The organism is Streptomyces sp. S465, assembly GCF_026898115.1.
GTDB classification, from domain to species: Bacteria; Actinomycetota; Actinomycetes; order Streptomycetales; family Streptomycetaceae; genus Streptomyces; species Streptomyces luomodiensis.
The window spans coordinates 4,449,387-4,469,312 of record NZ_CP114036.1; the positions used below are offsets into that span (position 1 = coordinate 4,449,387).

Sequence of the window (19,926 nt, forward strand, 5' to 3'; positions counted from 1 at the left end):
GAAGACCGCTCGTGTACGCCGGCGCGGCGTACGTCGCGTCAGCGGCCTGTTAGTCATGGGTTAGCCGATCGACAGCAGCGGCGGACAAGGTTGTTTCCAGGACGCGGAACGCAGCGCGCGAACCGCACCGACAAACCGGACCGCGAAAACTCGCACCGCGTCCCGGACCCACTTCGACCGCCCTTGGGGGATGCCATGCCGCGCAAGACCGCTCTCCGCCGCACTCGCACCCGCACCCGCACCGTCGCCGCCGCCTCGCTGATCGCCGCTGCCGCGCTCTCGCTCACCGCCTGCGGAAGCGACGGTTCCGACACCGACGCCAAGGGAAACCCGTCCACGGTCGCCTCGCCCATCCACCCGGACCCGAACACTTCGGCCGTCCACCCGAACGAAGCCTCCGACGACTCGCCCAAGGCCGACACCCTGACGGGCGACGCCTCCGACAGCTCCTCGTCGGCGAACCGCTGCGCCAGCGACCAGTTGGAGGCCGCGTGGTCGGACTTCGAGGGCGGCCCGGACATGGAGTACGACGGACAGCAGACCGCCCGGGTGGTGCTGAAGAACACCGGCGCGAAGGACTGCACCATGGTCGGCTTCCCGGGTGTGCAGCTCCAGACCGAGCACGGCGAGACCTGGGACCTGCGGCGCACCAATGACAAGCCGGCACCGGTGACGCTCGACGCCGGCGGTCGGGCCGTCTTCGACATCACGTTCCTGGCGTCGACCCGCGACGACGACCGGAAGTTCGCGCCGAGCCAGGTCGTCATCACCCCGCCGGACGAGCGCCGCAACATCGTGCTGGACTGGCCCTACGGCGGCGCGCTGCTGGACCAGTCGGGCGCCACCCGCCCGGGGACCTACGTCGGCCCGGTCAGCGAGCCGCAGACCTGAGGGCGGACATCAGCCGGGCGGGCGGTACGACGACGGGCCGTACCGCCCGCCCGGCGTGACCGCGCACCTCATCGCAGTGACGGGGCCCCGGCGCCGCCGCGCCGGGCCGTCGGCTCGGCTCCTTCACTTCGCCTTGTCGCGCGTCAGATTGCTGAACGCCTCGAGGTTGCGGGTGGATTCGCCGCGCGAGGTGCGCCACGCGTACTCCTTGCGGATGGCGGTGGCGAACCCCATCTCCAGCAGGGTGTTGAAGCTGCCGTCCGCGTTCTCCAGCACGGTGCCGAGCAGCCGGTCGACTTCCTCCGGGGTGACGGCGGCCAGCGGCAGCTTGCCCACCAGGTAGATGTCGCCGAGCTGGTCGATGGCGTAACTCACCCCGTAGAGCCGGGTGTTGCGCTCCAGCAGCCAGCGGTGGACGGCCTCGTGGTTCTCGTCGGGGTGGCGGACGACGAAGGCGTTGACGGAGAGGGAGTGCCGGCCGACCCGCAGCGAGCAGGTGGTCGACAGCTTGCGGGTGCCCGGGAGCGTGACGACGAAGGTGCCGTCGGACGGGCTCTCCCATGCGAGCTCGGCGTCGCGCAGGGTCCGCTCGATCACGGCCTTGGCATCGGACACGGCCCGGGGCCCGGAGGAAGCGGCCCGGGGCCCGGACGACGCCTGGTCCTCGGACATGCCCCCGGGCGCGGAGGAAGCGCCCCGGCTGCCCGACGACGTCTGGTCCTCGGCCACGGCCCGGGGCCCGGACGCGCCCCGGTCCCCGCTTACGCCCCGGTCTCCGCTCGCGGACGTGCTGTCGGTGTCACCCATGGGCCGATCGTAGGCGACGCCGCTCACGCAGCGCCTCCGTATAGACCTCCGCCGTGGCCGCGGCGGAGGTGTCCCAGCCGAAGGACTCGGCGTGTCGGGCCGCGGCCGCGCCCATACGCTCCGACCGGCCCGGGTCCTGCGCGAAGGGGCGCAGGGCGCGGGCGTAGTCGGCGGGGTCGTGGCCGTCGATCAGCGTGCCGCTGACCCCGTCCCGTACGGCCACCGGCAGACCGCCCACCGAGGCCGCCACGACCGGGGTGCCGCATGCCTGGGCCTCGATCGCCACCAGCCCGAACGACTCGCTGTACGACGGCATGACCAGCACGGACGCCGCCCGGTACCAGTCCGCGAGCTCGTCCTGGACACAGGGCGGCCGGAACCGCACCACATCGCAGATGCCGAGCCGCGCCGCCAGCTTGTGCAGCCCCTCGGGCTTGGCCAGGCCGCTGCCGCTGGGACCGCCCACCACGGGGACGACCATGCGCCCGCGCAGCGAGGGGTCCTCCTCCAGGAGGTGGGCGACCGCGTGCAACAGGATGTCGGGGGCCTTGAGCGGCTGTATGCGCCCGGCGAAGAGGGGTATGAGCGCGTCGGCCGGCAGCCCCAGCCGGGCACGGGCGGCGGCCCGGCCGTCGGCGGGCCGGAAGCGGTCGAGGTTCACCCCGGGGTGGACGACCGCGACCAGCTCGCGCGCCGCCTCGTAGTGGCGCACCAGCTCCTCGGCCTCCTCGCCGGTGTTGGCGATCAGCCGGTCGGCGGCGCGGACGATCTGCTGTTCCCCGATGACGCGGGCCGCGGGTTCGGGGGTGTCGCCCTCCGCCAGCGCGGCGTTCTTGACCTTGGCCATGGTGTGCATGGCGTGCACCAGGGGCACTCCCCAGCGCTCGGCGGCCAGCCAGCCGACGTGGCCGGAGAGCCAGTAGTGGGAGTGGACGAGATCGTAATAGCCGGGCCGGTGCCCGGCCCACGCCTGCATGACCCCGTGCGTGAAGGCGCACAGCTGCGCCGGCAGGTCCTCCTTCGCCAGCCCCTCGTAGGGCCCCGCGTCCACATGCCGTACGAGCACCCCGGGGGCGAGCTCGACGACCGGGGGGAGCGCGGCGGTGGTGGACCGGGTGAAGATCTCCACCTCGATGTCGATGGCGGCCAGGCGCTTGGCCAGCTCGACGATGTAGACGTTCATCCCCCCGGCGTCGCCGGTGCCGGGCTGATGCAGCGGCGAGGTGTGCACGCTGAGCATCGCGATCCGCCGCGGCCGCCGCGGAACGCGACGAAACCGCTGGTGGGACGGGACGCCGAACGGTGCATGGGGCCGGCCTCGCAGGCCGCCGAGCCGGGGCGCGTACTGGCTCACCGCGCGATACCTCCTTGCCGGGGCGGGCTCCCTCCTGGGTCCTCAACACCGGAACGCGTTGTTCCCATTTCCGCTTTGCCAAAGCGTGACGTTCCGTGTTCGTCGGCCCCTCGTGTCCGCTCCCATGCCCGCCCCGAAGTCCTCCCCTGTCCCCCGGTCCTCCCCGGTCCCCCGAGGTCTCCCCTGCCCCCCGGGTTTTCCCCTGCCCTCGGGTCCGCCCCGCCCCGTCCACCCCGTCCGCCCCCGCATAGGCTCTGCGCCATGCCCGCCCGCGTACCCCCGCCGTCCCGTCCGATCGGTTCGGCGACCCGTGGGACGACCAACCCCAATCGGCTGCGCCGGATGGACCGGTGGATAGCGGCGGCGCACGGGGCCGCGTTGCGGCGGGCCGGCGAGGCACCGGTGGCGGTGGACCTGGGGTACGGGGCGGCCCCCTGGACCGCCGTCGAGCTGCTGGACCGGCTGCGGACCGTACGGGCCGGGACCCGCGTGGTGGGCGTCGAGATCGACCCCGGACGCGTGGCCGCCGCGCGGCCGTACGAGCGCGAGGGGCTCACCTTCGCGCACGGCGGCTTCGAGGTGCCGCTGCCGGACGGGGCCCGCCCCGCGCTCATCCGGGCGGCCAATGTGCTGCGGCAGTACGAGGAGGACGAGGTCGCCGCCGTGTGGCGGCGGCTGTGCGCCCGGCTGGCGCCCGGCGGGCTGCTGGTGGAGGGCACCTGCGACGAGATCGGGCGGCGGCACGTATGGGTCGCGCTCGACCCGGCCGGCCCGCGCACCGTGACCTTCGCGGCCCGCCTCGGCTCCCTGGAACGCCCCTCCGACCTGGCCGAACGGCTCCCCAAGGCGCTGATCCACCGCAATGTGCCGGGCGAACCGGTGCACGCCTTCCTGCGCGACTTCGACCGCGCCTGGGCGGCCGCCGCCCCGTATGCGCCGCTCAGCGCACGTCAGCGCTGGATACGCAGCGCCCAGACGCTGCGCGCCGAGGGCTGGCCGCTCACCGACGGGCCGCGACGCTGGCGCCAGGGCGAGGTCACGGTGCGGTGGGAGGCGCTGGCACCCCAGGGCTGACGGCCCCGCCCGGCCCGTCGGCCGATGTGTCCGGCCCGTCGGGCGTCGTGTCCGACCCGTCGGCCATCGTGTCCGACCCGTCGGCCGTCGTGTCCGACCCGGAGGCGGGAACGCCTGAACGCGTCCCTCAAGCCACCGCCGCCGCACCCGCCAGTACGCTCAGTGCCTCCGCCGTCGCCGACCCCTTGTCGGCCGTGTACGTGCACAGCATCTGCCCCGGGTCCGCGGGCAGGACGAACGCCTCGAACCGCAGCACCAGCTCCCCCAGCTCCGGGTGGCGGAACCGCTTGACGCCCCGCGTCCGCTCCTGCACCGCCTGCGCCTCCCACCGCCGCTTGAACTCCTCGCTCCGCTCCAGCAGCTCATGGATGACCCGGCACACCCGCGAACTGCCCGGGTGGCGTCCGATCTCCGCGCGCAGCCCGGCCACCGTGTCATCGGCGACCTCGTCCCAGTTCGGATGGATCTCCTTGAACCGGGGGTCGAGGAAGACCAGCAGCGGACCGTTCCGCCGCTCCTCGGGGATCGTGGCGTAGTCGATGCCGAGCCGGCTGCCGAGCCGGTTCCAGGCCAGGACGTCCATCGCGGGCCCGTAGACGTAGGCGGGGACGGTGCCGTCCATCGCGTCCAGCAGCTGCTGGATCTCCGGCCGCACCCGCGGCCGCGGTTCGGGATCGCAGGCTCCGCCGGACCGCCGCGGCAGCGTGATGTTGCGCAGATAGGTGTGCTCGGCGGGGGTCAGCCGCAGCGCCCGCGCCAGCCCGCCGACCACCGAGTCCGAGATGGCCGGGGCCCGGCCCTGCTCGATCCGGGTGTAGTAGTCGACGCTGATCCCGGCCCGCTGGGCCACCTCCTCACGGCGCAGCCCCCGCACCCGGCGCCGGACGACCCCCTCCGGCAACCCCAGTTCGGCCGGGTCGAGCGCGGCGCGGCGTGCCTTGAGGAACGCTTTGATCTCCGGTTCGGAATGGCCCATCGGTCCATTATCCGCGGTCCATCGTGCGCGATCCGTTGTCCGCGGTCCGTCTGTCCGCGCCCGGTGATCATCGGACCGCGCACCATGGAGCAGCTGGAGGCCCTGCCGGGCGGACAGCTACTACGTGCCCCCGGCGCGCGGACAAGACCCAACGCCGCCGCTGACGGCTGGTCATGAGGGCAAGGCGTGCAGCAACGCGTCGATGAGCGTGCGGTCGTGGTCGTAGGTGAGACGGCGACGGGCAACGTCCGGGGGCAGCCAGACCAGGCGGTCGACCTCCCGATTGGGTACGAAGGTCTCGTCCTCGACGTCGACCGCCTCCGCCGCCCAGTAGCGGACCTCCTTGGGGCGGCCCTTGGCCAGGTAGTGGAGGGTGGGCAAGGCCGGCCCCGGGGCGCAGCCCATACCGGTCTCCTCGGCGACCTCACGCACCGCGCCGTGCAGCGCGTCCTCGCCGTGCTTCAGCTTGCCCTTGGGATGGGACCAGTCGTCGTAGCGCGGCCGGTGGACGAGGGCGACCTCCAGCCGACCGCCCCGCGGGGACCGTCGCCACAGCACACAGCCCGCCGCGAGGACGGTCCCGGCGCCCATTTCCCGGTCACCTTCACCGTCACCGTCACCGCGGGAATTCCGCCGACTCATCCGCCGTCTCCCTCCGGGGTCTCCCGTTGTCCGTCCTCAGCCGCGCGACGAGCACTGTCGCAGATCCCCGCCACCCAACGCCCGCGGCCCGCCGCCCGGCACCCGTGGCCCGCCGCCCAACGCCCGACGCCCGTGGCCCGTGGCCCGTGGCCCGTGGCCCGTGGCCCAGCGTCCGGCGCCTGACATCCCGCGCCTGTGACCCGATATCCGACACCCGGCACCCGGCACCCGGCACCCGTGCCCCGCCGCCCAACGCCCGTGACCCAACACCCAACACCCGACACCCGTGCCCCGCCGCCCGATGCCCGTGACCGGCGACCGTCGCCCAACGCCCGACAACCGGCACCCGACGCCCAACGCCCAACGCCCGACACACCCGTCGCCCGACGACCGATGTCCGGCCCTCTCCCCTGGCCCGGTGCCCCGTGTCAGGAGGCTCTGACGGCCACGCGCCGCCAGATCCGGCCGAACGCGAAGCGGGCCGCCTCGACCTCATGCCGCTGATCGGCGTGGAGCACTCCGAGCGCGTACGCCGTCGCCGGGGCGATGCGGGGCGTACGGGCGGCCGCCGCAGCGGCGGCGGCCGCTTCGGCCGCGTCGCGGTGGCGCTCCAGCGCCTGTCCGGCGGCCAGCAGCCGTACGGACAGCGGCGGTTCGGTGTCCACGGCGCCGGACCCGACCGGCCCTGCCCCATTGGGTCCGCTCGGCCCGTCCGGCTGCTGCCACGCCTGGTCGAACGTCTGGCCGTACCCCTGACCGTATGCCTGGTCAGACGCCTGGTCGAGCACCTCCAGGGCGTACCGCCGCAGCCGCAGCAGATGGCGCACCTGGTGCCAGGGGGCGTCCTGGCGCTCGCTGGCGGGCGGGGCGTCCGCCGCCGGGGTCGCCGCCAGACCGTGGACCAGTGCCTCCGCGTTGTACGGATGTCCGGCGCGGACCAGCGGCAGCGCCTCCACCGCCTCGGTCAGCCGCCGGTTCGCCAGGTCGGCGAGCGGAGGCAGCACCTGTCCGGCGGGGCGGGCGGCGTTGGCCTCGTCGAGCGGGGCATCGGAGGCGAGCAGGGCGACGGTGTCGGCGACCGCGTGGAAGCGGGAGGAGCCGAGCGCCTCCAGGGCGGCCGTGTGGGCCCGGGTCCGGGCCAGGGTGAGCTGGCGCTCCAGTAGCGCCCCGGCGCGGGCGGCGCCGACGGTCAGCGCCCCGCCCCGGGCCTCCTCCTCGGCACCGGCCCGCTGGTGGGCCGCGCCCTGGCCGGACCGGTCGCCCTTCTCGCCCCTGCCGCCCCGGCCGCTCTTGTCACCGCGTTCGCCGCGTTCGCCGCGTTCACCGCGCCGCCGTCCGGCCGCGCGGCCCTCATCCCTGGACGTCCCGGCCGCGCCCTCGGCGCCGCCGCCCGTACCGCCCGTATCGGCCGGCCCGGGACCCTGCCCCCCGACCGAGCCCCCGGCCCCGCCTCCCGGCGCGCCGGCGGCCAGGGAGACGCTGCGGCGGGCGGTCCGGGTGGACCGGGGCGGAACGGAGCCAGGCGGGACGGAGCCGGGCGGGCCGCCCGCGCCGTCGACCGCGACCGTGACCCCGCCGCGTGCGGTGCGCGCGGCACTCGTAGCGCTCGCCGCACCCGTGGCGCTCGTTGCGTTCGTGGCGCTCGTTGCGTTCGTGGCGCTCGTGGCGCTCGTTGCACCCGTGACGTTCGTGGCACTCGCGGCGTTCGAACCATGCGCGGCGTCCTCGGAGAAGCGCTCACCGGCATTCGCGCGCTCGGCGGCGGCCCCCTCGCCCTGCGTCGACCGGTCCGCCGATCGGTCCGCCAACCGGTCTGCGGGACCGCCCGCGCCGGAGAGCCGGTGCAGGGCACCGCGCAGCCGGGCCAGCCGCTCCGCGTAGGCGTGCTCCCGCGCCAGCGTCCCCGACAGCCAGGCCAGCTCGGTCCGCAGCTGATCGGACCAGGCCGTGTCGGTGAGCGGGCGGTAGACGTACAGCACGCCGCTGATCCGCCGCGCGGCGCGGCACAGCAGCCGGGCGGCCTCGGCCGCCTCCACGACATCGGATCCGCTCTCGCGGTGCAGCCGCAGGCTGCGGAGGAAGTCCCCGGCCTGGGCGTGCAGATACGCCGAGAGCACCTCCCCCGCCGTCGCCGACTCCCCCCACGGCGGTCCCACCGCCGCGGCCGTGGCCGCCCGGTCCGCCGTCCGATCGTCCGCCGCCCGGTCCGCCACGCCCTCGGCCCCGGGGCAGGCCGGGCCGCCGGCGGCCGCGTCCACGGCGGCGCCCGTCAGCCCGGCCGACGGCAGGTCATGTCGTTGCACCACGCCGTCGCCTCCGGCCGTCGATGAGCATTTCCTGTACGTTCCGCAGCGGCTGGCCGTCCGCGTCCGTCGCATGCCGTGTCCACTCACCGTCCGGGCCCAAGTGCCAGGAGGAGGTGGAGTCGGACATCCCGGTCTCCAGCAGGCGGTTGAGGGCGGCGCGGTGGCCGGGGTCGGTGACCCGCACCAGCGCCTCGATCCGGCGGTCGAGATTGCGGTGCATCATGTCGGCGCTGCCGATCCACACCTCCGGCTCGCCGCCGTTCCCGAACGCGAACACCCGCGAATGCTCCAGGAAGCGTCCGAGAACCGAGCGGACCCGGACGTTCTCCGAGAGCCCGGGGACACCCGGCCGCAGCGCGCAGATGCCGCGCACCCACACATCGACCGGCACCCCCGCCTGCGAGGCCCGGTAGAGGGCGTCGATGACGGCCTCGTCGACCATCGAGTTGACCTTGATCTTGATGTAGGCCGGGCGCCCCGTCCGATGGTGGGTGATCTCCTTGTTGATCCGGTTGACCAGCCCGCCGCGCAGCGACTTGGGGGCGACCAGCAGCCGCCGGTAGTTCTCCCGCCGGGAGTAGCCGCTGAGCCGGTTGAAGAGGTCGGAGAGGTCGGCGCCGACCTGCGGATTGGCGGTCAGCAGCCCCAGGTCCTCGTAGAGCCGGGCGGTCTTGGGGTGGTAGTTGCCGGTGCCCACGTGCGAGTAGCGGGTCAGGGTGTCGCCCTCCTGGCGCACCACCAGCGACAGCTTGCAGTGGGTCTTCAGCCCGAGGAGGCCGTAGACCACATGGCAGCCGGCCTCCTCCAGCTTGCGCGCCCACTTGATGTTGGCCTGCTCGTCGAAGCGGGCCTTGATCTCGACGAGCACCAGCACCTGCTTGCCGGACTCGGCGGCGTCGATGAGCGCGTCGACGATCGGCGACTTGCCGGAGGTGCGGTACAGCGTCTGCTTGATCGCGAGGACGTCCGGATCGGCGGCCGCCTGCTCCAGGAACGCCTGCACGGAGGTGGAGAAGGAGTCGTACGGGTGGTGCAGGAGGACGTCCCGCTCGCGCAGCGCGGCGAAGATGTCCGGCGGGGACGCGGACTCCACCTCGGCGAGATCCCGGTGGGTGCCCGCGACGAACTTGGGGTACTTCAGCTCCGGCCGGTCCAGCGCGGATATCCCGAACAGCCCGGTGAGGTCGAGCGGCCCCGGCAGCGGATAGACCTCCGCGTCCGAGATCTTCAGCTCGCGCACCAGCAGGTCCAGCACATACGGGTCGATGGACTCCTCGACCTCCAGCCGCACCGGGGGTCCGAAACGGCGGCGCAGCAGCTCCTTCTCCAGGGCCTGGAGGAGGTTCTCCGCGTCGTCCTCCTCGACCTCGAGGTCCTCGTTGCGGGTCACCCGGAACATGTGGTGCGCGAGCACCTCCATACCGGGGAACAGCTCCTCCAGATGCGCCGCGATCACGTCCTCCAGCGGCACAAAGCGCCGGGGCGACGCCTCCAGGAACCGGGAGAGCAGCGGGGGAACCTTCACACGTGCGAAGTGATCATGCCCGCTCACGGGGTTGCGCACCACGACCGCGAGGTTGAGCGAGAGCCCCGAGATATAGGGGAAGGGGTGTGCCGGGTCCACGGCGAGCGGGGTCAGCACGGGGAAGATCTGCTGCCGGAAGAGGGTGAAGAGGCGGGACTGCTCCTTCTCGGTCAGATCCGGCCAGCGGATCAGATGGATGCCCTCCTCGGCGAGCGCCGGGGCGACGTCCTGCTGATAGCAGGCGGCGTGCCGGGCCATGAGCTCACGGGACCGGTTCCAGATCAGCTCCAGCACCTCGCGCGGCTGGAGCCCGGAGGCCGAGCGGGTGGCGACCCCGGTCGCGATGCGCCGCTTGAGGCCGGCGACCCGCACCATGAAGAACTCGTCCAGATTGCTGGCGAAGATCGCCAGGAAGTTGGCCCGCTCCAGCAGCGGGGTGGACGGGTCCTCGGCGAGCTCCAGCACCCGCTCGTTGAACGCCAGCCAGCTGCGCTCCCGGTCCAGGAACCGCCCCTGCGGCAGCTCCCCGCCCTTCGCGTCGGGCCCGGTCCCGTCCTCGTAGGAGTCCAGGTCGGAGTCGAGGTCCGGGTCGAGCGACCGCACCGGTGGCACGGCCACGGCATGCGGCCGGTGCGCCGCGATGGACCCGACCGAGGGCTGGGGCTGGGGCTGCGGGGGGACCGGTGCCTGACCGCTGGTGTGGCTCATGAACTCATTGTTCCGCGCCGGGGATGAATACGGCGTGGCGGAAGCGGGTGCGGAAACGGCACAGAGCCTCCGGTTCGACGAATTCGGCACAGCGGGCTGCATTCCGTGATGCTCGCAACCGAGATTGAATCGCCGGTAACGGACACATGGCGCGTAGGAAATCGGGACCCATCCCGCAGGGGTCCGGGCCGGGTCCCGTCCAGACCCGGATCAGCCCTTCCCCGGTCAGCCCCGGTCAGCCCCGGTCAGGACACAGCCAGACCCCGATCAGGTCACGTCTCGGTCCGGTACATCAGATCCGTCTCATGCGTGCCGAAGCCGAGCCGCTCGTAGACGGCGACCGCGGGGAAGTTGTCGGCGTCCACGTACAGCATCGCGGTCGGCAGCCCCTGGGCCGCCAGATGCCGCAGCCCGATCGAGGTCAGCGCCTTGCCGAGGCCACCCCCCTGGGCGTCCGGCCGCACGCCCACCACGTACACCTCCCCCAGCCCCTCCTCGGCATGCACCTTCGTCCAGTGGAAGCCGACGATCTCGCCGCCGCGCTCGGCGAGGAAGAACCCCTCGGGATCGAACCACGCCTCGCCCTTACGGTCGTCCAGATCGCGCTGGGTGAGCGAGCCCTGCTCGGGGTGGTGGGCGAAGGCCGCCGCGTTCGCCGCCAGCCAGGCGGCGTCGTCCGCACCGGGCCGGAAGGTCCGCACGGTCACGCCCTCCGGCAGCACGGGCTCCGGCAGACCCAGATCCGTGAGCGACCCCAGGGGCCGCCGCATCTGCCGCAGCTCCCGGAACAGCGTCAGCCCCAGCACCTGCGCCAGATGACGCGCCGAGGCATGCCCCCCGTGCGCCCACACCCGCAGCCGCTTCCCCGACTCCTTCAGCAGGGTGACCCCCAGCGCCCGGCCGTGCCCCTGTCCCCGGTGCGCCGGATGCACGACCAGCTCGGCGGCCGGGGCCTCCACCGGGTCGGTGTCCTCCAGCTGCGCGTATCCCACCAACTCCCCGCTCGGCTCACGCAGCACCAGATGCCGCACCCCCTCCCGGCGCCCCCGCAGCTGCAACCGCCCCTGCTCGGACACGGCCTGCTGACCATCGATACGCGCGGACTCCGCGATCAGCCGCAGCACATCCTGCGCCTCGGCGGGCGTCAGCTCCTCCAGCACATCGAGCCGACGGGCACCGGATGTCTCGTTCACCACGTCATTCATGAGGCCGAGCCTACGGCGGCCCAATTGGCCAGCAAGCTGCTGCACAATTTGTTACCGGCGAGTCACCCGGCTGTCCCACTCCCGTCGAGGATGTCATCGGCGATACGGGAGAGGTCCTCGGCGCTGGGCATCAGCTCCCGCACATGGGGCGGCAGCGCGGCGTAGGTGCTCACGGCGAGCGGTGCGTTGTTGCTCCGCAGGGCGTACTCGATCGTCCCCTTGTCTCGGCTCTTCGCGATGAGGATGCCGAGCGTCGGATCATCGCGCTCCGCGTCCCGGACCAGGTCGTCGACGACGGTGACGTAGAAGCCGAGCTGGCCGAGATGGGCGGGCTCGGCCTGCTTCGTCTTCAGCTCGAAGACGACGTAGCGGTGCAGCTTGAGGTGGTAGAAGAGCAGGTCGATGCGGAACTCCCGCTCCCCCACTTTGACGGGGTACTGCCGCCCGACGAACGCGAAGCCGACCCCGAGCTCGGTCAGGAACCGGACGAGATGAGTGACCAGCGCGTCTTCCAGATCACGTTCGGCGGGCTCACCAGTGAGCCGGGTGAAGTCGAGGCGGTACGGATCCTTGGTGATCTCCTGGGCCGCTTCCGACTCATCAGGGACGGTGAAGGTGAAGTTGGACAGCGCCGCGCCGTGGGTGAGGTGCGCCTTGCTGAGGATCACGGATTCGAGCTCGCTCCGCGACATGCCTCGATAGACGGCCACTTGGGAGTAGAAGTCCAGCTCAGCGCGGTCGTTGCACTTGTCCATGAGCAGCTGGATGTGGGCCCAGGGCAATTGTGCAGCAGCCTGCTGCACAATTGGCTCCGGCCACAGCCGCGCCATCTTCAGCATGTACTGAAGGCTTCGAGTGCCGAAACCCCGCTGGTTCGGGAAGGCCGTGCGCAGCTCCACCGCCACCCGGTTGATGATCTTCGTTCCCCACCCCTCCCGCTCCCTGCGCTCCAAGATCGTCCGCCCGATCTCCCAGTACATCGCGATCATCTCGGTGTTGACCTTGAGCTGCGCCCGGACATGCGCCCCTCTGACGATCGCCTTGAGATCATCGACCAGCTCGAAGAAGCCCGGCGGGAGCTCGGACCCCTGTGCGGGGATGGGCGTCTGCTTCGCGAGTTCGTTCTGCATGATCCGCACGCTCACATACCAAACCGGCACCCAAACCCCGATCAGGACTTTTCCGCCGAACGGGCGTATCCACCCCACACCGTTGACCACCCGCAACCAGCTCTTAACCCCACCCCCCTGCCCCACTACGCGCGTTGACCGTAAGCTGCGTCCACCGCCCATCAGGGGCACGCACGGTCATATACGGACACACAACGGGCACAAGGGGACGACATGTCAGCAGGACCTCAACGGCGCGGGGCCGCCCGCCGATTGGCCACGGGAGTCGCGGTACTGGCCGCCGCGGCCGGGGTGCTGACCGCAGCCAACCCGGCGGGCGCGGACACCGCCGCCGCCTCGGCGAAGCACCGGCCCGGCCGCACCGTCGACGTACAGCTGCTGTCCTTCAACGATCTGCACGGCAACCTGGAGCCCCCGCAGGGCTCTTCGGGCACCGTCACCGAGACCCAGCCGGACGGCACCACCAAGACGGTTCCGGCGGGCGGCGTCGAATACCTCGCCACCGCCCTCCGTGACGCCCGTAAGGGCCACGAGTACTCCGTCACCGCCGCCGGCGGCGACATGATCGGCGCCAGTCCCCTGATGTCCGGTCTCTTCCACGACGAGCCGACCATCGAGGCGCTCAACAAGCTCGACCTCGACGTCACGTCCGTCGGCAACCACGAATTCGACGAGGGCCGCACCGAGCTGAGCCGGATGCAGAACGGCGGCTGCCACCCGAAGGACGGCTGTTACGAGGAGGGCAAGACCTTCCAGGGCGCCGACTTCCCCTACCTCGCCGCGAACGTCACCGACGAGAAGACCGGCAAGCCCATCCTCAAGCCGTACACCGTGTGGAAGCACAAGGGCGTGAAGATCGGCTTCATCGGGGTCACCCTCGAGGGCACCCCGGACATCGTCACCGCCGAGGGCGTCAAGGGCCTGAAGTTCCACGACGAGGTCGAGACGATCAACAAGTACGCCAAGGAGCTCAACCGTAAGGGCGTCAAGTCGATCGTCGCGCTCATCCACGAGGGCGGGCTGCCCGCGTCCTCCTCGTACAACTACGACTGCGACAGCCCCGGCGCGGGCGACGGCATCTCCGGCCCCATCGTCGACATCGCCAAGAACATCACGCCCACGGTCGACGCCCTGGTCACCGGCCACACCCACCAGGCGTACACCTGCACCATCCCGGACCCGTCCGGCACCCCGCGCACCGTGACCTCGGCGGCCTCCTTCGGCCGCCTCTACACCGACACCACGCTGACCTACGACCGCCGTACCGGCGACATCGTGCGGACGAGCGTCAAGGGCGCCAACGCGGCGAACCACGTCGTGAACCGCGACCAGCCCAAGGCCCCCGACATGACCTCCCTCATCGGGCGCTGGAACGAGCTGGCCGCCCCGATCGCCAACAAACCCGTCGGCTATGTCTCCGCCGACATCAACGGCCGCGGCTCCACCGCGTACGAAACGCCCCTGGGCGACGTCATCGCCGACGGCCAGCTCGAAGCGCTCGCCCCGGCCGACAAGGGCGGCGCCCAGCTCGCGCTGATGAACCCCGGCGGTATCCGCTCCGACCTCGCCTACGCCGCGTCGGGCAGCGAGGGGGACGGGGTGGTCACCTACGGCGAGGCGTTCACGGTCCAGCCGTTCACCAACATGATGAACGTCCTCGACCTGACCGGCACCCAGCTCATCACCGCGCTCCAGCAGCAGGTCAGCGGCTCCAACGAGGCGTCCCCGAAGATCCTCCAGGTCTCCGAGGGCCTCACCTACACCCTGGACCTCACCAAGTCCGGCAAGGACCGGATCGTCACGGACTCGGTGAAGCTGAACGGTGAGCCGATCGACCCCGCCAAGACCTACCGCGTCGCGATGAACGAGTTCCTCGCGGGCGGCGGCGACGGCTTCACCGCCTTCAAGGAGGGCACGAACAAGCTCGTCGGCGCCTCCGACCTGGACACGTTCACGGCCTACCTGGGCGCCCACTCCTCGCAGTCCTCGCCCCTGGACCCGCCGAAGGCGGACCGCATCACGATCGTGAAGTAAGCACCGCAAGCGGACGGCCCGGCCGGCATGGCCGGGCCGTCAACGTCTTCCGGGCAGGATCAGCCCAGCATCCCCTCGATCAGATCGGCGGCCCGCCGGGTGCCGCCCTCGGCCCGCACCTCGTCCCGCAACCGCGCCGCCCGCCGCGCGACCTCCGGGTCGGCGGTGAGTTCGAGCAGTGCGGCGCGCAGCGCGCCGGCGGTGGCGTCCCCCGTGTCCAGACGACGGGCCACGCCCAGTTCGACGAGCCGATCGGCATTCATGGCCTGTTCGGCACCCTGCGGAACGGCGATCATCGGAGAGCCGGTGTACAGCCCCTCATTGCTGCCGCCCATCCCCGCGTGGGTGATGAACGCGTCGGCCTGCTCCAGGATCGCCAGCTGCGGCACCCACGAGTGCACCTCGACGTTGGCCGGGATCTCCCCCAACTCCCCGACCTCGACGTACTTCCCGATCTGTAGCACCACATGCCACCCGGGCAGGTCCCCGAAGGCCGCGAGGCACGCGCGGTAGAAGGCGGCCTGCCGGGTGTACGCCGAGCCCAGAGAGATCAGCAGCACCTTCTCCGCACCGGCCGGACGCTGCCACCCGCCCTGGTCGGCACGGTCCCCGAGGCAGGGCCCGACGAACGTCACGGCCTCCGTGTTCACCCGGTCGGCGTTCGGCTGCATGGCGCGGGGGATGAGCGCGATGGCCCGTTCGGGCCGCCCACTGAAGACGTCGGGGTCGAGCGTGGTCGCCCCGCAACGGGCCAGCCACGAGGCGAACTTCTCCTGATACGCGTCCGCACCGGGCAGGCCCATGATCTGGGCCCCGAACTCCTCCTGGTAGCCCTCCCAGGCCACGATCGTCGGCGACAGCTGAACCAGCGGCCGCCCCTGCACCTCGGCGAGCGCGCGGGCGGCATACCCGCCGATGTCGTACAGGTACAGATCGGCCGGATCCCGGTCGTACACCGCGCGCAGCTGCGGCAGCACGCGCACGGCGTCGTCCAGGAACAGGGTCATCGCGGCGATCGGGTCGTCCGGCCAGTCGTTGTCGGCGACCGGCAGGGTGGACTCGAACGGCACGAACTCGGCACCGGTCGACTTGACGACATCCGCCACGAAGGGATCGTTGGCGTACGTCACCCGGTGACCGCGCGCCACGAGCTCGCGGATGATGTCCAGGCTGGGGAGGGTGTGGCTGATGGCGGGGATGCCGACCATCGCGATATGGGCACGGCGACGGGACTCGGACATACGAGATCACTCATTTCAGATCAACGGCGAAATGGACACGACGGCCCAGCGCACGGACGCGATCGCCGGTGCGCCGGAGTGAGCGGCGTGTCAGCCGTAGATCTGCAGAAACGAGTCCATGCGGCGAACGGTACCCGGACCAACCCCTCCGCCGCCTCCCCTTTACGCCACCCCCGGCCGGCCTCAGCCCGATGTAAGCGCCCGCTCAGCGTTGGCCCCTAGGGTCACGTACGCGACGGGCCGTCCGTTCTCCCACCCCTCTCCCGACGGACCGTCGCCCTTACGCCCCGCCTTACCGGATGCGGTCGAAGTCCCCGGCCTTGGCACCACGTATGAAGGCACCCGGAGCACTATGCCGTTGCCGTCAACGGGACGCCAACGAGACCAGCCCGGCCATCCCTCAATCGAGTGATCGCCGGAGCATGTGCCCCGTGCACATGCTCCGATGACCATACGTTCACACCCATGGTCAGTTCGCGGCACGAGGCCGCACATCGCATCTTCCAAGAACGACCGGAGTTACTCGCACCGGTATTCCGCATATTGGACGTCCCGCTGCCGGAGGAAGCAGCCGTCGAGGTACTCACCCCAGACGCCACCGAGATCCGTCCGCTGGAACGGCGCGTGGACAGCGTGCTGCGCGTCGATCCGCCTGCCGGCGGGGGCTTCCTCCTGGCCATCGAGGCACAGGGGCGCCGTGACCCGGGCAAGGCGGTCAGCTGGGCGTACTACCTGTCGTTTCTGGCAGCGAAGCACGAGCGTTCGGCCACCGGGACGCCCCGGCGATACTGAAGGCCCTGGCTCGCGCCATGGGAACGGCCGACCCGGAGTGATCGGCCTGGAGGGCTTCCCGGCCAAAGACACTTGGACGAACGAGATGAGCGTGGGTACCTACTTCCCCGGCCGTGGCACCCTCATCGAGGAGACTTTCCTCAAAGGCAAGGCAGAGGGCAAGGCAGAGGGCGAAGCGCATGGGCGAGCCCAGGGCGTGTTGCGCGTCCTGGAAAAGCGGGGCATCCCAACCCAGCCCGAGACCCGCGACCGCATCACCAACTGCACCGACCTCGACACCCTGGACCGCTGGCTCGACCGGGCCATCACCGTCTCCACTGCCGATGAGCTCTTCGAGGAGGAGCCGGGCCAGTAGGTCACCGGGCAGGGCCGGGACCCGAGCCAGGGGCCGGGGTCACCGGCGGGGAGCCGCCGACGAGACGGGAGGGGGCGGGGTCGGAGGGGCGGGGTCCTGGACGCTTACGTGTATTTGTGGCGCCAATCTCCGGCCCACCCCACGTTCAACTGTCGTCGGCGCCGTAAATATACGGTCCAGGACCCCGCCCCGGAGGCCCCGCACCCGCACCCACCCACACAACCGACCGCGCACCCAGGGCAACCCCGCCCCCAGCGTCCACCCACGGCAAACCTCCACCCGCCCTACGCCCACCCCGCCTACCCTGGTGGCTCTGAACGGCCGACAACGTCACCGGGGGGACGGGGCCTCATGGATCCCGCAGCCGCAACCGCAGCCACAGACGCACTGGTCCAGGAACTCTTCGTCGCGGACGGACCGGTGGACCGGCCCGTCCGGCTCGCCTCCCTCGTCGCCTTCCAGGGCGACCACCGCACGCTCACCGAACGGGACCTGCCCCGGATCGCCGCCGCGCTCGCCGAGGCGGAGCTGCGACGTACGGCGCGCCCAGGAGTCATCGGCGCGCTCGCCCGCACCCTCCACTCCCTCGGCACCATCGACCTGGACGACGTACGGGCGGTACGCCTCGGCCCCGAAGCCTTCGCCCGGCATCTGGCCGTCGCCGCGCCCGACGCCGGGGAAGGGCTGGACCCGGACGAGGCCCGGCTGCACGCCTCCCTCCGGGAGGCCGTCGCCGCGCACATCCTGCGCTTCCTCACCCTCCGCTCCCGCTTCGTCGCGGCCGCCGAGGACGCCGCGTTCGAGGAGCGCTACGCCCAGGACATCGTGGCCGCCCACGACCACCTCACGATCTACGGCATCGACCTGGCCCACTCCCCCGACAGCTGGCCCCTGGACGCCGCCTACCTCAGCCTGGAGACCGAGACCGACGGGGGCAGCCCCAGCGCCCCCGCCGAGCAGGCCCTCGCCGGACGCGAAAGGGTGCTGCTGTGGGGCGTGGCCGGGGCGGGCAAGACCACGCTGGTGCAGCGGCTGGCGGTATCCGTGGCACGCGGCGACCTCCCGGCCCCGCTGGAGGGGCTGCGCGGACGGGTGCCGTTCGTACTCCCGGTGCGCCGCTTCCGCCACGACGGCAACGGCAACAGCAACAGCCACCGCAACGGCTTCCCGGAGCCCGACGCCTTCCTCTCCGCCGTCCGCTATCCGCACGCCGCCGCACAGCCCCCAGGATGGGCCGAACGCGTGCTGTCCGACGGGCGCGGCCTCCTCCTCGTGGACGGCGTGGACGAGGCCCCGGAACAGGCCCGCGAGCGGCTCCGCGAGGCACTGCGCGAGCTTCCGGCACGCTATCCGGGAAATGTTTGGCTGGTCACCTCGCGCCCCTCCGCCGTACGGGAGAACTGGCTGGCCTCGGAGCGCTTCACCGAGCTGAAACTCTCCCCGCTCAGCCGCGACGGCGTCACCGCGTTCATCCGGCGCTGGCACGAAGCAGCCCGCCAGGACATCACCGACCGGGCCGATCTGGACCGGCTGAGCGGTTACGAGGAAACGCTGCTGGACGCCGTAAGGATTACCCGGGAGCTCGGCCGGCTGGCCACCAATCCGCTGATGTGCGGTCTGCTGTGCGCACTGCACCGGGACCGCCGCGGCTATCTGCCGCGCGGCCGTAAAGCCCTCTATGACGCGGCCCTTTCCATGCTGCTGGAACGGCGCGACCGTGAGCGCGCCATGCTGCCGCCGGATGGAATCGACCTCACCCAGGAACCGAAGATCCAGCTGTTGCAGAAGCTCGCGCACTGGATGCTCGTCAACGGCCGGTCCGAAATGGACCGGGCCACCGCGGTCGAGACGCTGGGCCGGCACCTGCCCGCCATTCCGCACGCGGCGCGGCAGGGCGGACCGGAGGAGATCTACCGCCATCTGCTCAACCGGACCGGTCTATTGCGCGAGCCCACACCCGGGTCGGTCGATTTCGTGCACCGAACGTTCCAGGACTATCTCAGTGCGCGAGCGGTCGTGGAACGGCACGATTTCGACTTCCTGATCGACCACGCACACCTGGACGACTGGGAAGAAGTGATCAGAATGTCGGTGGCTCTCGCCCGCCCCGATGAATGCGGCTACCTCCTGGAGGGGCTGCTGGCGGCCCGTAAAGACGCCCGGCCGGTCCACGCCCGCCATCGCAAACTCCTGGCGGCCGCCTGTCTGGAACACGCGACGGAGCTGGACCCCGAGGTGCGTTCCCGGGTGCATCGCTATACCCGGGATCTGGTACGCCCGACCTCGCTCGAAGCGGCCCGTGCGCTGGGCTGGATCGGGCCTATCGTGCTGGAAATGCTGCCCGATCCCAGCGGCGTATCCGATGAGGAAGCCCACCGGCTGGCGGTCACCGCCACCTCGATAGCCGACGACCGCGCCATCGACTATCTGGTGCGGCTGCGGGACCGCGCCTCCTGGGCGGTACGGGCGCAGCTCGCGGGCGCCTGGCGGCGATATGACACCGACCGTTACGCCGACGAAATCATCGCCCATCTCGATGCGCGGGAACTCGACTTTCCGGTGTCGGACCTGGAGGAACTGCGGGCGCTGCGCCGGCTCGGCGGCCGCCCCTGCGTCCAGATAGCCGGGGCGTTCACCCCGGAGCAGCTGACCGAGGGCCTGGTGGCCGAGCGGCTGACCGAGCTGTGGCTCGCCTACGACCTCGGCGAGGACTTGGACCTGAGCTGGCTGGCTGCCTTCCCCCAGCTGCACACCCTGCGGCTGAGCCACCGCAACGCGGAGGTGACCGGGGTCCCGGAGGGCGTCCAGGTCATCGTGACGGGGGCGTGAGGGGAGCCCCGGAGGCGACCGTGAGGGGAGCCCCGGAGGCGACCGTGAGGGGAGCCC

Annotated in this window: 15 protein-coding genes; 6 read left to right on the forward strand and 9 right to left on the reverse strand. The window is 71.7% G+C overall.

Features of this window, described 5'->3' with window-relative positions; translation table 11 throughout:
• The first annotated feature begins 195 nt into the window (after nucleotides 1-195).
• On the forward strand, nucleotides 196-891 hold the full coding sequence (locus N6H00_RS18685) for a DUF4232 domain-containing protein (RefSeq protein ID WP_268972904.1): 696 nt from the start codon (nucleotides 196-198) through the stop codon (nucleotides 889-891).
• 123 nt (nucleotides 892-1,014) lie between these two features.
• Here N6H00_RS18685 and N6H00_RS18690 read toward each other — a convergent pair whose 3' ends face one another.
• Together N6H00_RS18690 and mshA are read right to left on the reverse strand one after the other, a co-directional pair.
• Nucleotides 1,015-1,563: a YbjN domain-containing protein gene (locus N6H00_RS18690; RefSeq protein WP_268977037.1), complete on the reverse strand. Its 549-nt coding sequence runs from the start codon at nucleotides 1,561-1,563 to the stop codon at nucleotides 1,015-1,017.
• A 127-nt stretch (nucleotides 1,564-1,690) separates the two neighbouring features.
• Nucleotides 1,691-3,052 carry a D-inositol-3-phosphate glycosyltransferase gene (mshA, locus tag N6H00_RS18695; protein ID WP_268972905.1) on the reverse strand — a complete coding sequence of 454 codons (1,362 nt, stop codon included), beginning with the start codon at nucleotides 3,050-3,052 and terminating at the stop codon, nucleotides 1,691-1,693.
• A gap of 261 nt (nucleotides 3,053-3,313) precedes the next feature.
• On the opposite strand from mshA, the gene N6H00_RS18700 reads away from it, so the two are divergent.
• Nucleotides 3,314-4,126 carry a class I SAM-dependent methyltransferase gene (locus N6H00_RS18700; protein WP_268972906.1) on the forward strand — a complete coding sequence of 271 codons (813 nt, stop codon included), beginning with the start codon at nucleotides 3,314-3,316 and terminating at the stop codon, nucleotides 4,124-4,126.
• A gap of 127 nt (nucleotides 4,127-4,253) precedes the next feature.
• Here N6H00_RS18700 and N6H00_RS18705 read toward each other — a convergent pair whose 3' ends face one another.
• The 6 genes from N6H00_RS18705 to N6H00_RS18730 form a co-directional block, all read right to left on the reverse strand.
• Entirely contained in the window at nucleotides 4,254-5,102 is an 849-nt protein-coding gene (locus N6H00_RS18705; protein WP_268972907.1) for a helix-turn-helix transcriptional regulator, read from the reverse strand.
• Nucleotides 5,103-5,273: 171 nt separating this feature from the next.
• A complete protein-coding gene (locus N6H00_RS18710; protein WP_268972908.1) occupies nucleotides 5,274-5,693 on the reverse strand; it encodes an NUDIX hydrolase in 420 nt (139 codons plus the stop codon).
• A 479-nt stretch (nucleotides 5,694-6,172) separates the two neighbouring features.
• On the reverse strand, nucleotides 6,173-7,957 hold the full coding sequence (locus N6H00_RS40540) for a CHAD domain-containing protein (protein ID WP_443073228.1): 1,785 nt from the start codon (nucleotides 7,955-7,957) through the stop codon (nucleotides 6,173-6,175).
• A 76-nt stretch (nucleotides 7,958-8,033) separates the two neighbouring features.
• A complete protein-coding gene (locus tag N6H00_RS18720; protein ID WP_268972909.1) occupies nucleotides 8,034-10,283 on the reverse strand; it encodes an RNA degradosome polyphosphate kinase in 2,250 nt (749 codons plus the stop codon).
• 272 nt (nucleotides 10,284-10,555) lie between these two features.
• Nucleotides 10,556-11,488: a mycothiol synthase gene (gene mshD / locus N6H00_RS18725; protein WP_268972910.1), complete on the reverse strand. Its 933-nt coding sequence runs from the start codon at nucleotides 11,486-11,488 to the stop codon at nucleotides 10,556-10,558.
• A 62-nt stretch (nucleotides 11,489-11,550) separates the two neighbouring features.
• Nucleotides 11,551-12,618 carry a PDDEXK nuclease domain-containing protein gene (locus N6H00_RS18730; RefSeq protein WP_268972911.1) on the reverse strand — a complete coding sequence of 356 codons (1,068 nt, stop codon included), beginning with the start codon at nucleotides 12,616-12,618 and terminating at the stop codon, nucleotides 11,551-11,553.
• A 213-nt stretch (nucleotides 12,619-12,831) separates the two neighbouring features.
• On the opposite strand from N6H00_RS18730, the gene N6H00_RS18735 reads away from it, so the two are divergent.
• A complete protein-coding gene (locus N6H00_RS18735; RefSeq protein WP_268972912.1) occupies nucleotides 12,832-14,652 on the forward strand; it encodes a bifunctional metallophosphatase/5'-nucleotidase in 1,821 nt (606 codons plus the stop codon).
• Between the two features lie 59 nt (nucleotides 14,653-14,711).
• Here N6H00_RS18735 and N6H00_RS18740 read toward each other — a convergent pair whose 3' ends face one another.
• On the reverse strand, nucleotides 14,712-15,893 hold the full coding sequence (locus N6H00_RS18740) for a macrolide family glycosyltransferase (RefSeq protein ID WP_268972913.1): 1,182 nt from the start codon (nucleotides 15,891-15,893) through the stop codon (nucleotides 14,712-14,714).
• A gap of 465 nt (nucleotides 15,894-16,358) precedes the next feature.
• On the opposite strand from N6H00_RS18740, the gene N6H00_RS40200 reads away from it, so the two are divergent.
• From N6H00_RS40200 to N6H00_RS18750, 3 genes are all read left to right on the forward strand, one after another.
• A complete protein-coding gene (locus tag N6H00_RS40200; RefSeq protein WP_329618541.1) occupies nucleotides 16,359-16,685 on the forward strand; it encodes a hypothetical protein in 327 nt (108 codons plus the stop codon).
• Nucleotides 16,686-16,770: 85 nt separating this feature from the next.
• On the forward strand, nucleotides 16,771-17,040 hold the full coding sequence (locus N6H00_RS40205; RefSeq protein WP_329618542.1) for a hypothetical protein: 270 nt from the start codon (nucleotides 16,771-16,773) through the stop codon (nucleotides 17,038-17,040).
• A 351-nt stretch (nucleotides 17,041-17,391) separates the two neighbouring features.
• The gene (locus N6H00_RS18750) at nucleotides 17,392-19,869 is read left to right on the forward strand and encodes an NACHT domain-containing protein (RefSeq protein ID WP_268972914.1); all 2,478 of its coding nucleotides are present in this window, start codon (nucleotides 17,392-17,394) and stop codon (nucleotides 19,867-19,869) included.
• Nucleotides 19,870-19,926: the final 57 nt, after the last annotated feature.